The following is a 15197-nucleotide window of genomic DNA, read 5'->3' on the forward strand; positions in this document are numbered from 1 at the left end:
TCTCTAGCGGTGCAGCCACATGCGAAGTGCAGACAGCAATTGTTCAGTATTTACCGGCTTGGCAAGATACTCCGACGCACCGGCTTCAAGACATTTCTCGCGGTCGCCCTTCATGGCCTTGGCTGTCAAAGCAATGATGGGAAGCCGCCGCAAAGAAGCATTTTGACGGATCACCTGCATCGTCTCGTAACCATCCATCTCCGGCATCATGATATCCATCAGTACGATCGCCAAATCGGGTGTGGAATCTATTGTGGCAATAGCTTCGCGCCCGGTGCCCGCCGTGAGCACGGTCATGCCGCGCCGCTCAAGGACACTGCTCAGCGCGAAGATATTCCGGATGTCGTCGTCCACGACCAGCACCTTGCGGCCCACCAGCGCTTCGTCCGATTCATGCAGCTTGTCGAGCATCCGCTGCTTCTCGACGGGCAGATCGGCGACGACGCGATGGAGGAACAACGCGGTCTCGTCGAGCAGGCGCTCTGGCGATTCTACGTCCTTGACCACCACGCTGCGCGCCAGCGTGTGCAGCTGCGCATCCTCTTCGTGGGTCAGGTCTCTACCGGTAAATACTACGACGGGAAGATCCCGCAGCTCTGCTTTCTTGCCTAACTCCTCAAGAACTTCGAAGCCGGTCATATCGGGGAGCCGCAGATCGAGAACCACGCAGTCGTACGTTTCCTTTTCCAAAATACGCAGCGCCTCGGCTCCTGAGCCGGCCGCCTCGACATCGATGTCTTCATGCCATAGCAATTCGCGGATTGCCATCTGTTCGGTGGCGTTGTCTTCGACCACCAGCAGTCGCTTGCGCAAACGCTGCGAGTATTTCTGAATGCGCATCAGAGCCGCGTCCAGCTCGTCCGCTGAAGTGGGCTTGGTGACGAAGGCAAATGCGCCTCTCGACAGACCGTGGTGCCGGTCGTCGTCGAGCGTCAGAATCTGCACCGGAATATGCCGGGTCTTCAAATCCTGTTTGAGATGATTCAACACCGTCCAGCCCAGCATATCGGGCAGGAAGACATCGAGCGATATGGCCGACGGATGATATTCCGCCGCCAGCGACAGAGCCTCTGCGCCGGTCATCGCAACCAGCACCTTGAAGCCTTTGTCGCGCGAAAGATCGCAAAGCATCCGCGCATAATGGGGATCGTCTTCGACGATCAACAGAACGGCATCGCCTTCCTGCAGCTGGTCGCGGTCATCTTCCACGCGTGTATCCTTCTCGACCGCGGCGGTGCTCGCCAGCAATGCGGGAACGACGGAGTAATTGCTTTTCTCAGGCCGCGGGACATTCGGCACAACCGGCCCGACATACGTCTGTGGCAGGAAGAGTGTAAACGCGCTGCCTTTGCCGGGCGTACTGACGAGTTGGATCTCGCCGCCCAGCAGGCTGGCGAGTTCGCGGCTGATGGCAAGTCCCAGACCGGTGCCGCCATATTTGCGGCTGGTGCCTGCGTCCGCCTGTTGAAAGGCCTCGAAGATGATGCGCTGTTTCTCGGCGGGAATGCCGATGCCAGTGTCCGTGACTTCGAACGCGATGACGGAAGCAGCGCCGCTTAGAATCGGATGGTCGGGGCTCCAGCCACCTTGCACTCGCGATAGCGAAAGCCGTACGGTGCCCTGATCGGTGAACTTGAAGGCGTTGGAGAGCAGGTTCTTGAGGACCTGCTGCAGACGCTTGGAGTCGGTGACCAGGCTGCGACCCAGACGGGCATCGCTCTTGACATCGAAGATAACCTTGCGATTCTCGGCTTCGTGACGGAAGGGACGCGAGACGGTATCGAGAAGGCTGGCGAAGAAGATCTCTTCAGCCTCGACCGAGACCGTGCCGGATTCGATCTTCGAAAGATCGAGAATGTCGCTGATGAGATTGAGAAGGTCGGTGCCGGCGCCGTGAATGGTGCGCGCAAACTCCACCTGCTTGGGAGTGAGATTGCCGTCGGGATTTTCCGCGAGCTGCTGGCCCAGCACCAGGATGCTGTTGAGCGGCGTGCGCAGCTCGTGAGACATGTTGGCCAGGAACTCCGACTTGTATTTCGAGGTGAGCGCCAGCTCCTTGGCTTTGGCCTCGAGCGCACGACGCGCCTGTTCGATCTCCTGATTCTTGCGTTCGACTTCGGAGTTCTGCTCGGCCAACTGCTGCGCCTTTTGCGCAAGCTGCTCGTTGGTCTGCTGCAATTCCTTCTGCTGCATCTGCAGCTCGATGGCGAGCTGCTGCGATTGCTTCAACAGGCCCTCGGTCTGCATCGTGGCCTCGATCGAATTCAGCACGATGCCGATGCTGGCCGTGAGCTGCTCAAGGAACGCGAGATGCGAGGCGGTAAACGCGCTCAGAGTCGCGAGCTCGATGACCGCCTTCACCCGGTCTTCGAAGAGCACGGGCAGCACGATCACGTTGCGCGGTATGGATTCGAACAACCCGGAGCGGATGGGCACGGCCTGCGCAGGAAGCTCGGTGATCAGCATGCGGTTCTTCTCGGTCGCGCATTGTCCTACAAGACCCTCGCCCGCTTTGATCTCCAGCGGATGCCCTTCCGTGGAATTGGCGAAGGTGGAGAGCAGCATCAGCTTTCCGGACTCTTCGCTTTCCATCTGGTAGATCACGCCCTGCTGCGCGTTGACCAGCGGAGCAAGCTCGGAGAGCAGCATGCGTCCCACGGTGCCCAGATCGCGCTGCCCCTGCAACATGCCGGTAAAGCGGGCCAGGTTGGTCTTCAGCCAATCCTGTTCCGTGTTGCGATCGGTCGTGAGCCGGAGGTTATCAATCATCGTATTGATGTTGTCCTTCAGCTCCGCCACTTCGCCGCGCGCTTCCACCTGAATGGAGCGCGTGAGATCGCCCTTGGTCACGGCGGTCGCAACTTCGGCGATGGCGCGCACCTGGTTGGTGAGGTTATCGGCGAGCAGGTTCACATTGCCGGTCAGATCCTTCCAGGTTCCGGCAGCTCCGGGAACGTTGGCCTGACCGCCGAGGCGGCCTTCGACACCGACTTCACGCGCCACCGTCGTCACCTGATCGGCGAAGGTGGCCAGCGTGTCGGTCATATTGTTGATGGTCTCGGCGAGCGCCGCGACCTCGCCCTTTGCATTCACGGTGAGCTTCTGCGTGAGATCGCCGTTGGCGACGGCCGTCACCACCTTGACGATGCCGCGCACCTGCTCGGTAAGGTTGGCGGCCATGACGTTGACGTTGTCGGTAAGATCTTTCCAGGTTCCGGCTACTCCCGGCACCTGCGCCTGACCGCCGAGTTTTCCGTCGGTGCCGACTTCACGGGCCACGCGTGTCACTTCTGCAGCGAAGGCGTTGAGCTGATCCACCATGGTGTTGATGGTGTTCTTCAGCTCCAGAATTTCGCCCTTCACGTCCACCGTGATCTTGCGCGAGAGATCGCCGCGAGCGACGGCGGTCGTCACTTCGGCGATATTGCGCACCTGGCCGGTGAGATTGCCGGCCATCGCGTTGACGGAGTCGGTTAAATCCTTCCACGTACCCGCGACACCAGGGACGTTGGCCTGTCCGCCGAGACGGCCTTCGGAGCCCACTTCGCGCGCCACGCGCGTTACTTCGGCGGCGAAGGAGCGCAGCTGCTCGACCATGGTGTTGAGCGTTTCTTTGAGCTGCAGAATTTCGCCGCGCACATCGACGGTGATTTTCTTCGAGAGATCGCCGTTGGCGATAGCGGTCGCCACCTCGGCAATGTTGCGCACCTGGCCCGTCAGGTTGCTGGCCATGAAGTTGACGTTGTCGGTCAGATCCTTCCAGGTTCCGGCCACTCCGGGCACCTGAGCCTGGCCGCCGAGCTTACCGTCAGTGCCTACTTCGCGGGCGACGCGCGTCACTTCACCGGCGAAGGCGTTGAGCTGATCCACCATGGTGTTGATGGTGTTTTTCAGCTCCAGAATTTCGCCCTTCACGTCCACCGTGATCTTGCGCGAGAGATCGCCGCGGGCCACAGCCGTGGTCACTTCGGCGATGTTGCGGACCTGCGCCGTAAGATTGCCGGCCATGGAGTTCACGGAATCGGTCAAATCTTTCCACGTACCGGCAACGCCCGGCACGTTCGCCTGTCCGCCCAGCTTGCCGTCCGTACCTACTTCGCGGGCCACGCGCGTTACTTCGCCGGCGAAGCGGTTCAGCTGATCCACCATCGTATTAATGGTGTCCTTCAGCAGCAGAATTTCGCCGCTGACATTCACCGTGATCTTCTTCGAGAGATCGCCTGTCGCAATGGCCGTCGAAACTTCCGCGATGTTGCGGACTTGTCCCGTGAGATTGCTGGCCATGGAGTTGACGGAGTCAGTCAGGTCCTTCCACGTACCCGCGACACCCGGCACCTGCGCCTGACCGCCGAGCTTGCCGTCCGTGCCCACTTCGCGAGCCACTCGCGTCACTTCGCCAGCGAAAGCGTTGAGCTGATCCACCATCGTATTGATGGTGTCCTTCAGCTCCAGGATTTCGCCTTTCACGTCCACCGTGATCTTGCGCGACAAGTCACCGCGAGCCACGGCTGTAGCCACTTCGGCGATGTTACGCACCTGGGCCGTGAGATTGCCGGCCATGAAGTTGACGTTGTCGGTCAGATCCTTCCAGGTTCCGGCGACGCCCGGCACCTGCGCCTGGCCGCCGAGCTTGCCGTCGGTGCCGACTTCGCGGGCCACGCGCGTCACTTCGCCCGCGAAGGCGTTGAGCTGATCCACCATCGTATTGATGGTGTTTTTCAGCTCCAGAATTTCGCCCTTCACATCCACCGTGATCTTGCGCGAGAGATCGCCGCGGGCTACGGCGGTCGTCACCTCGGCGATGTTACGGACCTGCGCCGTCAGATTGCCGGCCATCGAGTTGACGGAGTCGGTGAGATCTTTCCAGGTTCCGGCTACTCCCGGCACGTTGGCCTGGCCACCTAACCGTCCTTCCGTGCCCACTTCGCGGGCCACGCGCGTCACTTCGCCGGCGAAGCGGTTCAGCTGATCCACCATCGTGTTCAGCGTTTCTTTGAGCTGGAGAATTTCGCCGCGAACGTCGACCGTGATTTTGCGTGAGAGGTCGCCGTTGGCGATAGCCGTTGCCACCTCGGCGATGTTGCGGACCTGGCCGGTCAGATTGCTGGCCATGAAGTTGACGTTATCGGTGAGATCCTTCCACGTTCCGGCCACGCCCGGCACGCTCGCCTGTCCGCCCAGCTTGCCTTCTGTGCCGACTTCGCGGGCTACGCGCGTCACTTCGCCGGCGAATGCGTTCAGCTGATCCACCATCGTATTAATGGTGTCCTTCAGCTCCAGAATTTCGCCCTTCACGTCTACCGTGATCTTGCGTGACAAGTCGCCGCGGGCGACGGCCGTGGTCACCTCGGCGATGTTGCGGACCTGCGCCGTCAGGTTTCCGGCCATGGCATTGACGGAATCAGTGAGATCTTTCCAGGTGCCGGCCACGCCGGGCACCACCGCCTGGCCGCCCAGCTTGCCATCGGTGCCGACCTCGCGAGCGACGCGCGTCACTTCCGATGCAAACGACCGCAGCTGGTCGACCATGGTGTTGATGGCCTCCTTCAGCTGAAGAATTTCGCCGCGCACGTCGACCGTGATCTTGCGCGAGAGATCGCCGCTGGCCACGGCGGTCGCCACCTCGGCGATGTTGCGAACCTGGCCAGTAAGGTTGCTGGCCATCGAGTTGACGGAATCGGTGAGATCTTTCCACGTTCCCGCAACGCCGGGAACGACGGCCTGACCGCCCAGCTTGCCGTCCGTGCCCACTTCGCGGGCCACGCGCGTCACCTCGGCGGTAAAGACACCGAGCTGGTGAATCATGGTGTTGACGATGTTGGCGGCGCGAAGGAATTCGCCTTCGAGCGGACGGCCATCCACATCCAACCGCACGGTCTGGGTCAGATTGCCCTGGGCCACGGCAGCGATGGCTCGCGTGACCTCATTCGTCGGCCGCAGCAGGTCCTCGACCAGGGTGTTGACCGAGACTTCCATCTCGTCCCAGGCGCCACTGCGCTTCTGAATGCGCATCCGCTCGCGGGTTTTTCCCTCTTTGCCGACGGTCTGGCCAACCCTCTTGAGCTCGAAGGCCATCTGTTCGTTGGCAGAGATGATCTCGTTGAAATAATCGGCGATTTTGCCCGGCAGCCCGGTCCACGAAACCGGCAATCTGGCACTGAAATCGCCGTCCTTCATGGTCTGAAGCCCCTGAAGAATGACGGCCAGGGTCTCCGATTCCAGGCTCTCAACACCATTCCGAGAGCGGTTTTTACGCACCGGTCCCTCGCTAACCGAGGGTTGCGTGGTCGTCGCCATACAAGTTCAACTCCTGAGTTCGCCGATACGAGATTCTTGTCGCCAAGCAGAAAGCTGCAGTCATTTGACTGGAAAAGTTGCTTGCGGTGTGATGCAGGAAATTTGCTATCTGTTGTTTCAGGCGGCAAGATTTCTTCTCACCGCGCATTGGAACGCTGTAAGGATCGCCTCATCGGATCACGGAGCCGGAGGCGGCGTCAATGGGGAGAACTGGACTCGGACTCATACCGGCACAAGCGGGCTTTCTAAGGGAGCAGCCGCGACCGGTCAGATTTTTCGGAGTGGGCCCTACCGGCCGCCATCATCGTCGTCATCGCCGGGTGCGGCTTTCGAGTCGGACTTTTTCGGCTCCTGCGGCTTCAGCTTTCCGTCCAGAGCCTTCTCTACCGCGATCTCGAAATCGGGGTCGTCGGGAGCGACGTCCGGGGCGAAGCGAGCCAACACCTTGCCCTCGCGCCCAACGATGAACTTCGTGTAGCTCCAATGCACTTCTTCCCCCGGCTTCCCGTCCGGGCTGCCGCCGGTGAGAAAGCCGAATACCGGCAGCGCTTCCTTGCCGCTGACAGCGCTCTTCGCGGTCACCAGAAACGTGGCATGCAGATCGTCATGGTAGTGCTTTTGAATCTCGACGTCGGAACCGGGCTCGCCTTTGCCGAAATCATTCGACGGAACGGCGATCACCGCCAGACCCTTATCCTTATATTGATCCTGCAGCTTATTTAGAGCTTCGATCTGGCCGCTGAACATGGAGTCGCTGGCCACATTCACGACCAGCACGACCTTGCCCTTATAAGTAGACAGCGGGATTTCCTTACCGCCGCCATCCACCAGGGAAAAGCTGCTCAGCGTCTGTTCGGGATGCTTGGCATGATCGGGATTTTCCGCAGGAAGCGCAGCAGCCGCGGACCACAACAAAGCGAGCGAGAGGAAGACTCTTGTTGCGTTTCCAAATCGACTCGCGAATGTTGTCCTGATGAGACGCACTGCCAACTTACCTCTTCGTCCTGGCCTGTCTGGCCTTGTGCGGGTGCGATTCGCGAGCGCCAGCGCTGCCGTCGCGACACTACAAGATTAAACGAACTATAAGGTCTGCGGCCGAATGCGGATATCGCATCCGGCCTCAATGGGAGGGATCAGAAGCTATAGCGAAGGGAGAACTGCATGCGCCGCCCCTGCGTGAGCAAAGGAGAAGCGTAGTCTCCGAAGGAGCTCGGGCCGCCGAAGGGATCGCTCTGCACGGTATTCGGATCGAATTTCACCTGGTTGAAGGTGTTGAATACCTCGGCCGCAAACTTGACCTGGTGGTGCTCCGCGATGCGAAAGACCTTCGCCATGCCGGTGTCGACACTGGAGTAGCCGTCGCCGCGGAAGAAATTACGCTGACCGGTCTCTCCAGGATAAGGAGGACGGATGGACGCAATGGCCTGGGGCTGATTCTTGAACGCGTTCGGCTGACCATCCTGCGAGTTGGGCTGATGCCCTCCGACCGCAATTTTGGCGGTGGCCACGTCCCAGCTCTGATCACTCCAGTCGGTTCCCCAGCCAAGGCCATCGATGGCACTGAAGGGCAAACCGCCGGTCCAGTGAACTAACCCGTTGAACGTCCAGTTATTGATGAAGGCGTTGATCCAGCCATTCACGCCGTTGCCCACCGCGCGTCCTCGTCCAAAGGGCAGCTCATAGTCGATGTTGCCGGTAACCGAATGGCGCACATCGAAGTCCGATGGCCCGTAATTCCCCCGCGGATTATAGATATTGATGATCTGGCTGAAAGACTTCGAGCCTGATGTCGCGGTGCGCTCCGCATCCGAACCCAGATCCAGTGATTTCGAAAATGTGTAATACGCATCGAACTCAAAGCCATGCTTCGCCGGATGATGAACCGAGACCTGCAGTCCGTTGTAGCTGCTGGTGCCGCTCGAAGACCACGCGTAGAGCGAGGCATACTGCGGATCGAAGTAGCGGAAGAGCTGGCCATTCGGAGCACCGGGAGCGTAGCCGAGATCGAGATCGTAAAGACCCGCCGTCTCGTTGCCGCGGAATGGGAAAATCTGCGATTCGTAGATGCACTGTGTATTGCTGCTGCCGTCAGTGCATCCGGTGGCCGCCAGCGGGAACATGTCATCCCAGTACTGGACGTTCGGGACCGCCGAGACCGGCGTGTTTTGATCCACCAGCTTGGCCAGCTTGGTCGCGGCCGAGAAGTAATCGCCGCCGCCCTTGGGATCGACAAGATCGAGGGGCGTGGCCAGATCGCGCATCTGCAAAAGCCTGCGGCCCAGACGCCCAGTATAAGTAAGCTGCAGCGTATTGCCGCCGGCGAACTCGCGCTCGATGGAGAAATCGAAGACGTGCGAGTACGGCGTCTTCAGGGTTCCATCGATGCCCCACGCCAGGGAGAGGTTATTGCCCGGCGTTACAGGGAACTGCCCAGTGGAAGCGATGGGAGGAATGATCGATGTGGGAGGGTTGTTAAATGTGGTGAAGCGCGGCGCTGTATCTACACTCTGATCGACACCGTTCTCAGCATCGGTCGAGAGACCGAACGCGCCTTCCTGATCGAAGGCATCGATTACACCTTCGCCGAAGTGGTCAAAGTACAGGCCGTAGCCTCCGCGAATTGAAGTCTTGCCATCGCCGCCAAACAGCTTCTCCCAGATCCCTGTCCCGGACGTGTTCGGAGAGAAGGCAAACGACACGCGCGGCGCGAGGTCGAGCTTATCCATCGACCATAAGCCGGGCTGGTTGTTCGCCTTGCCCGCAGGAACAAACGAGAAATCAGGCTGGACGGTTTCGCCTAGCTTCATTGCCGCCGCACGGGTAGCGAACCACTCCCCCAGATTTACATTGGGACGGACCTCTTGTCCGTCTCTTTCATACGGAACCTGGAGCAAGGTGTGACGAATTCCATAGGTGAGGGTAAGGTTCGATTTCGCCTTCCAGCTGTCCTGCAGATAGTACTCGACTTCGTTCGAGAAATAATGCCGGTTGGTCCACTGCCCTGGAGGAAGCGGATTAAGATTGTTTCCGGCTACCTGATAGTTTAGAAATTCCGTGGCATGCGTGATCAGGCCCGTGATGTCGGCAATTGCGCGGTTATATGCGGTGTAGAAGCTCTGCGACACGGCTGGGAGATTAAACGCGCCAGGATCGAGGCTGGTTCCCTGCCCTGCAATGCTACCGATGGTCAAAAAGTCATAGGTGACGTTTGCAGAAGTAAACAGAGTGGCATCGCTTTGGCGGTTGTTGAAGATCGCGCGATAATTTCCGCCGAACTGGAAGGTGTGGTTGCCCCTGTTCCAGGTCAGGTCGTCGATAACATTGTGCACAGGCAGCGAGACGATCTGCGAAGTATCGGTCGTCGGCGTCAGCGAAGTGATGGAGCCAAACGTTACATAGTTAGAGTTGGTCGCGCCGCGATCTGCAAAGCCCTCGCGAATGAATCCATAACGAACGTTGTTGACAAGCGAGCTAGAGATACTCCAGACATCTCCCGCTGCGATTCCCTTGTTATTCGAGTAAAGCTCCGATGTTGGCGAACCTCCGGGAAACTGCTCTGGCGACAGAACATTGTCGCCCTGAAGATTGCCGCGAACAAAGAGCCGGTGCTTGCTGTTGAGCGCATAGTCGAGCTTCACGATGAGGGTGTTCAACGACTGCGGTGCCGGCGAAGCAAAGCTGTATTGCTGCTCGTTGTAACCGTCGCCGAGGCCGCCGGCGTTGATATTCGGCTGCGGATACATGTTCAAATACTGGAGCACAGCAGAATTGACGCCGGCCCCGAGCGGGCAGGTGCCATTGCCGGCGCAGGAGGGGTCCATGCTGGCGATCTGCGCAGGGTTCAGAGTAGTAAGCGAGTTAGATGAATTGATATAGGAGAGCAGTCCCTGCCGAAATGCAGTACTCGGAACTGTATTCGTAATCTGCGAGTCCTCTGCAAGCTTTTGCCCCTCATAAGTAAAAAAGTAGAACAGCTTGTCCTTGAGGATCGGGCCGCCAACTGAACCACCGAAAGTGTGGCGAAGAAACTTGGGTGGAATATTAGGCTGCCCAGCCGTAGTTTCCGCCTCTTTGTTGAACCAATCGTTGGCGACAGTATTTGTCGGACGGTAATACTCATAGAGGCTGCCGTGAATACTGTTGGTTCCGCTGCGTGTCACCAGCGACACCTGCGCTCCGGAAGATCGCCCCGAATCGGCATTCGCGTTGGTGGTCACAACACGAAATTCGTCCACGGAATCGCGCGTGGAACGCAGCACGCCGGTGAAGGCATATCCCTTGCTCTGCGTGTTGTCGTCCAGTCCATCAAGGGTGAAGTTCGTCTGGTCGGAACGAGCGCCGTCAACTGCGCCGCTGCGGCTGTCGGCATCCTGCTGCGTCGTCGATTGGTCTCCGAGAAAAAGGACTCCAGCCTGGAGACTGAGCAGATCGAGCACGTTGTTGCCTTCAAAGGGCAGGCTCTGAATCTGCGCGTTGTTGAAGGGCGTTCCGATGGTGGCATCGGTGGTGTTCAGCGCCGCTGCGTCCGCGCTTACCTCAACGATGGTGTTGGTGCTGGTGATGGCCATCTTCAGCTCGAGAGTGACTGGCTGGTTTACCAGCAGCTCCAGCCGTCGCTGTTGATCACCGAAGCCGGCGGCTGTGGCCGTTACTACATAAACGCCCGGAGGAATCTGTTCGAAGATATAGTCGCCATGCTCGTCAGTCAGCTTGACCGCAGTAAAGCCGGTGTCAGGCTTGGCGATCTTGATTTCGGCGCCCGCAATGACCGCACCGCTTGGATCATGAACCGTGCCGCGCAACGAGGTTTGCGCAGTCTGGGAAAAACATAGATTCAGGGGAAGAATCGCGAACATCGCGGCATACAAAGCTGACTTCAGTGCTCTCATTCGGCAACAACCTCCTCACAAATGGCACAATCACTTGACACGTAGGTCGTAAGAAACAGACTTCAAGCCGGATAGCCAGTCACCCGCAGGTTTTTTGTTCTGCGTAACTACGAATAGAAGCGGGTATTGAGCACTCGCTGGCCTAATGGAATTTGATCTGGAAGTTTGTTCCGGAAAAAACTACGGCTAGAGTGCCACAAAGAGCGCGGCCTTCTGCGGAAGTAGAAAAGAATTATTCAGGGAACAAGTAATTCTTATGCTGATTCGCGTTTATTTCCGCTCTAATGACGAACGACCGCGGCAACAACCTTAATGAGCGAGATACTTTGCCACGGGAAAATCGACTTTCTTCTCCGAGTCATAGAGCCTGCTTATGCGCCGCATAATAAGTTTCCCCGGAGGCAACCAGATCGGCAAAAACTCTTTGTATCGCCTGTCGAAGGCTGGCAATTTCTTCGTCCGACTTTTGGTATACATAACTCAACCTTCCCACCGGCCAATCAACGGCGCTTCCGCGCTACGACTTTTTTGAGGATCCTTCGATGAATCAATGGACGCGATTTGCGCTGATGTCAGGCGCGGTGATCTTGGGTGTGAGCTGCTGCCTCGCGCAGTTACCGGAGTCCGATGGCGGCTCTATCCAGCGCGGCACTCTACCGAAACGCTGGGCAACGGGCGGTCCCAGATGCATGGAGATGCCGGAGTGGCAGATTCACGAGTACAACCCCGATCTCTACATCCTTCGCCAGTCGGGGTGCACCGATTTCGAGAAGCCCTTTGTCTATCTGTTTTTCGGAAAAGACAGGGCCCTGCTGCTCGATACCGGATCTCGCAACGGCAACCTGGCTCCCACGATTCAGCACACCATCCATCGTTGGCTGGAGCGGAATTCCCGAGCCAGCATTCCGCTGGCGGTGGTCCACACCCACGAGCACGGCGATCATGTGGCCGGCGACGCAGGACTGCAAGCGCTGAACGATCCAGCGATTCCGCTCACGCTCATACCTGCCAAAGTTGAGGCTGACCAGAGCTTCTACCGCATTGCACATTGGCCGGATGACATCGGAAGCATCGACCTGGGCGATCGCATCATCGACGCCATTCCAATCCCGGGCCACTCGAACGCGAGCATTGCTCTCTACGACCGCAAGACGGCAATTCTCTTTTCCGGCGACACACTTTATCCGGGGCGGCTCTACGTCCGCAACTTCTCCGACTATGTCGCGAGCGTCACACGACTCGTGAACTTCACCGAAGGTAAGCCCATCGCGCAGGTTCTCGGAAACCACATCGAAGAGACGAGAACACCCTACCTCGATTATCCGGTGGGTTCGCTCTACCAGCCCGACGAACATGATCTGCAGCTGTCACGCGGCTCCCTGCTTGAGCTGCAGGATGCGCTCACTTCCCTGCACGGGCATCCGGCCCGCGTTGCCCTGCGCGATTTCACTATCTGGCCGTCGCCAACCGATGCGGCAGAACGCGCGGCTGAAGACAAAGTGTTTGACGACACGCAGAAGAAGCAGCTAAGTCATAAGTGGGACCAGACCCAGCCTTAGAAGCTACTTCGCCGGGGAGCCACCGTAGACGGGCGGCTCCCCGAGACTGCCCGCCTGGGGTAGATGCCGGATATAGAGAACCATCTTCCACATGTCATCTTCGGCGAAGAGACCGTCGGACGGCGGCATGCCCGAAGGCGAAAGCCCATGCTGGATGATCCACTTCAACTGACCGTCGGTATAGCTTTGTACTTCCTTCGAAGCGAGCGAGGGGACGGGCGGATCGATGGTTGCAGCGAAGGGAACGCCGGTGTTCTGGCCGTCGAGCCCGTGGCACACCATGCAGTATTGCGTGAAGGCCTGCTTGCCCTCTTCAATGTTGGCCGCAGTCGCTGAGTGAGGATTCTTCGCGTCCTTATCACCCACCGTGACATGATGCTTCACCCAATCGATCGATTGGGTCTGAACGGCGCCCGGCTTGCCGGCTTTGCATCCAGACAGAAGTACAAGAGCAATGCCGGCCCAGCAGAGCGATGTTCGACGAACCATCTCCGACTTACTTCCCGTCGACGACGTGCACGGTAAATTTCATCTTGCCGTGTCCGAGGCCGCAGAACACGCCGCATTTTCCGGCGAAGTCGCCAGTCTCCTGCGGTGTGATTACGGTGTCCGCCGTGGTGCCTGCGGGGACTTTGAGGTTCACCTTCAGCCCATCGATGCGCAGGCTGTGTGTGACGTCGTCCGAGATGACCTCAAGCTTCACGGGCTCACCCTTTTTCAGCGTGATCTCCGCGGGCTCGAAGGCATAACGTTTAACATGGATCTCGATCGTGGTGGGAGCTTGAGTCTGAGATACGACGATACCCGAAGACGCCACGAGGATCGCAGCAATGGATAGCAATTTAGGAACTACTTTGAAATTCATGAGCCTCTGAACTTATGGTTTGATGGGATTGAAATGGGAAACGGAGCTACTTAAGTACAAAAGCAAGTGCTGCGCGGAAGCAGCCATGCTGCTTCCGCGCAGTGCGATTCAAGCAATACTTACGCGATGATATCGTGAATCACGTTGCCCGATACATCCGTGAGCCGGTAATCCCGGCCGCTGTAGCGATAAGTAAGTTTCGTGTGCTCAATACCCAGCAGATAAAGAATCGTCGCGTGGATGTCATGAACATGCACCGGCTTATCGACGGCCTTCCAGCCGAAGTCGTCGGTCGCACCATAGCTCATCCCGCCTTTTACTCCGCCGCCGGCAAGCCACATCGTAAATCCATGCGGGTTATGATCGCGGCCGTTGTGTGTGCCGCCACCGAAGCCTCCGCCGGTCTCGACCACCGGAGTGCGTCCGAATTCCGATCCGCAGACGATGAGAGTTTCGTCGAAGAGGCCGCGTGACTTGAGATCCTTGATGAGCGCGGCGAAAGGCTGATCGGAATCCTTGGCCGTCTTACGATGCAGCTCAATGTCGTAGTGGTGATCCCAAGGGTCGCCCATGGAGTAGTAAACCTGCACCATGCGAACTCCGCGCTCGACCAGGCGGGCCGCAGTGAGGCAACCGCGCGCAGTGCTGCCATCGCCGTAAAGCTTCTGCACCGCTTCGCTCTCCTTGCGCACATCGAAGACATCTGGCGCTTCGGTCTGCATGCGATAGGCGGTCTCCATCGACGAGATGGTAGCCTCAAGCTGCGGATCGTGGTTGGCCGAAGAATCGCTTGCCAGATCCATCTTGTCCAGCTGCTCGACCAGATCCAGTTCCTTGCGCTGCTGCTTCAGGTCGAAGCGATCGTTGTAAGCATCGAAGATCAGCTTCTTCGGATCGAACTCCTGCTTGTCTACTTTGTCGGAGACGTAGGTGCCCTGATACATCGGCGAAAGAAAAGTAGAACTCCACAGCGGCGGGCCGACGGTAGTCGGCGTCTGCGGACAAAGCACAACGAAGCCGGGCAGGCTTTGGTTCGTTACACCGAGTCCGTAGGTGACCCACGAGCCCATCGAAGGGCGGCCGGGAATGTTTGCGCCGGTATTCATCATGCGCAGCGCCGGCTCGTGATTCGGGATCTCGGTGTACACCGACTTCACGAAGCAGATGTCGTCAACACACTCGGCAAGATGCGGCCAGATTTCGCTGACCTCCGCGCCGCTCTGCCCATACTTCTTGAAGGAGAACGGCGATTTCATCACACCGCCAACCTGGCGTTCATGCGATAAAATCCCGCCGGGCATGGGCTGGCCGTTGTACTTCTCGAGCGCAGGCTTGTAATCGAAGCTGTCGATGGGCGACATGCCGCCATTCATGAACAGAAAGATGACCCGCTTGGCCTTGGGCTGGAAGTGCGGATCCGTGGCCATCCAAGGATTGCCCGCGGAATTCTCAGCAGCGCGAGCGAGCGATTCACCAAGGATGCCGGCCAGGCTCATCATGCCGAACCCAGCACCCATCTTGCAGAGCGCCTGGCGGCGATTCATCAAAGCTGGCTTAGGACGAAGTGTCATTGCGATTCTCTCCGTG

General features: G+C 58.6%; 7 protein-coding genes. 1 reads left to right on the forward strand and 6 read right to left on the reverse strand.

What is annotated here, in order from left to right:
- Nucleotides 1–3: 3 nt before the first annotated feature.
- From XX99_RS25725 to XX99_RS25735, 3 genes are all read right to left on the reverse strand, one after another.
- Nucleotides 4–6297, reverse strand: a complete 6294-nt coding sequence (locus XX99_RS25725) for a HAMP domain-containing protein (protein ID WP_050062258.1) — start codon at nt 6295–6297, stop codon at nt 4–6.
- 288 nt (nt 6298–6585) lie between these two features.
- Complete coding sequence (locus XX99_RS25730) at nt 6586–7281, reverse strand: glutathione peroxidase (protein WP_231581637.1); 696 nt, start codon at nt 7279–7281, stop codon at nt 6586–6588.
- Nucleotides 7282–7430: 149 nt separating this feature from the next.
- Complete coding sequence (locus XX99_RS25735; protein ID WP_082125969.1) at nt 7431–11186, reverse strand: carboxypeptidase-like regulatory domain-containing protein; 3756 nt, start codon at nt 11184–11186, stop codon at nt 7431–7433.
- Nucleotides 11187–11728: 542 nt separating this feature from the next.
- Here XX99_RS25735 and XX99_RS25740 point away from each other — a divergent pair.
- A complete protein-coding gene (locus tag XX99_RS25740) occupies nt 11729–12745 on the forward strand; it encodes an MBL fold metallo-hydrolase (protein ID WP_082125970.1) in 1017 nt (338 codons plus the stop codon).
- A 3-nt stretch (nt 12746–12748) separates the two neighbouring features.
- Here XX99_RS25740 and XX99_RS25745 read toward each other — a convergent pair whose 3' ends face one another.
- From XX99_RS25745 to XX99_RS25755, 3 genes are all read right to left on the reverse strand, one after another.
- Complete coding sequence (locus XX99_RS25745) at nt 12749–13234, reverse strand: c-type cytochrome (RefSeq protein WP_050062261.1); 486 nt, start codon at nt 13232–13234, stop codon at nt 12749–12751.
- A gap of 7 nt (nt 13235–13241) precedes the next feature.
- Nucleotides 13242–13610: a cupredoxin domain-containing protein gene (locus XX99_RS25750; RefSeq protein ID WP_050062262.1), complete on the reverse strand. Its 369-nt coding sequence runs from the start codon at nt 13608–13610 to the stop codon at nt 13242–13244.
- 119 nt (nt 13611–13729) lie between these two features.
- A complete protein-coding gene (locus tag XX99_RS25755) occupies nt 13730–15181 on the reverse strand; it encodes a DUF1501 domain-containing protein (RefSeq protein ID WP_050062263.1) in 1452 nt (483 codons plus the stop codon).
- Between the last annotated feature and the right edge of the window lie 16 nt (nt 15182–15197).

The sequence above is a fragment of the Silvibacterium bohemicum genome, from assembly GCF_001006305.1.
GTDB lineage: Bacteria > Acidobacteriota > Terriglobia > Terriglobales > Acidobacteriaceae > Silvibacterium > Silvibacterium bohemicum.

What these genes read in the sequence shown, in the direction of transcription:
- XX99_RS25725 (WP_050062258.1), bottom strand. Translation starts at nt 6,297, where the DNA reads ATGGCGACGACCACGCAACCCTCGGTTAGCGAGGGACCGGTGCGTAAA.
- XX99_RS25735 (WP_082125969.1), bottom strand. Translation starts at nt 11,186, where the DNA reads ATGAGAGCACTGAAGTCAGCTTTGTATGCCGCGATGTTCGCGATTCTT.
- XX99_RS25740 (WP_082125970.1), top strand. Translation starts at nt 11,729, where the DNA reads ATGAATCAATGGACGCGATTTGCGCTGATGTCAGGCGCGGTGATCTTG.
- XX99_RS25745 (WP_050062261.1), bottom strand. Translation starts at nt 13,234, where the DNA reads ATGGTTCGTCGAACATCGCTCTGCTGGGCCGGCATTGCTCTTGTACTT.
- XX99_RS25750 (WP_050062262.1), bottom strand. Translation starts at nt 13,610, where the DNA reads ATGAATTTCAAAGTAGTTCCTAAATTGCTATCCATTGCTGCGATCCTC.
- XX99_RS25755 (WP_050062263.1), bottom strand. Translation starts at nt 15,181, where the DNA reads ATGACACTTCGTCCTAAGCCAGCTTTGATGAATCGCCGCCAGGCGCTC.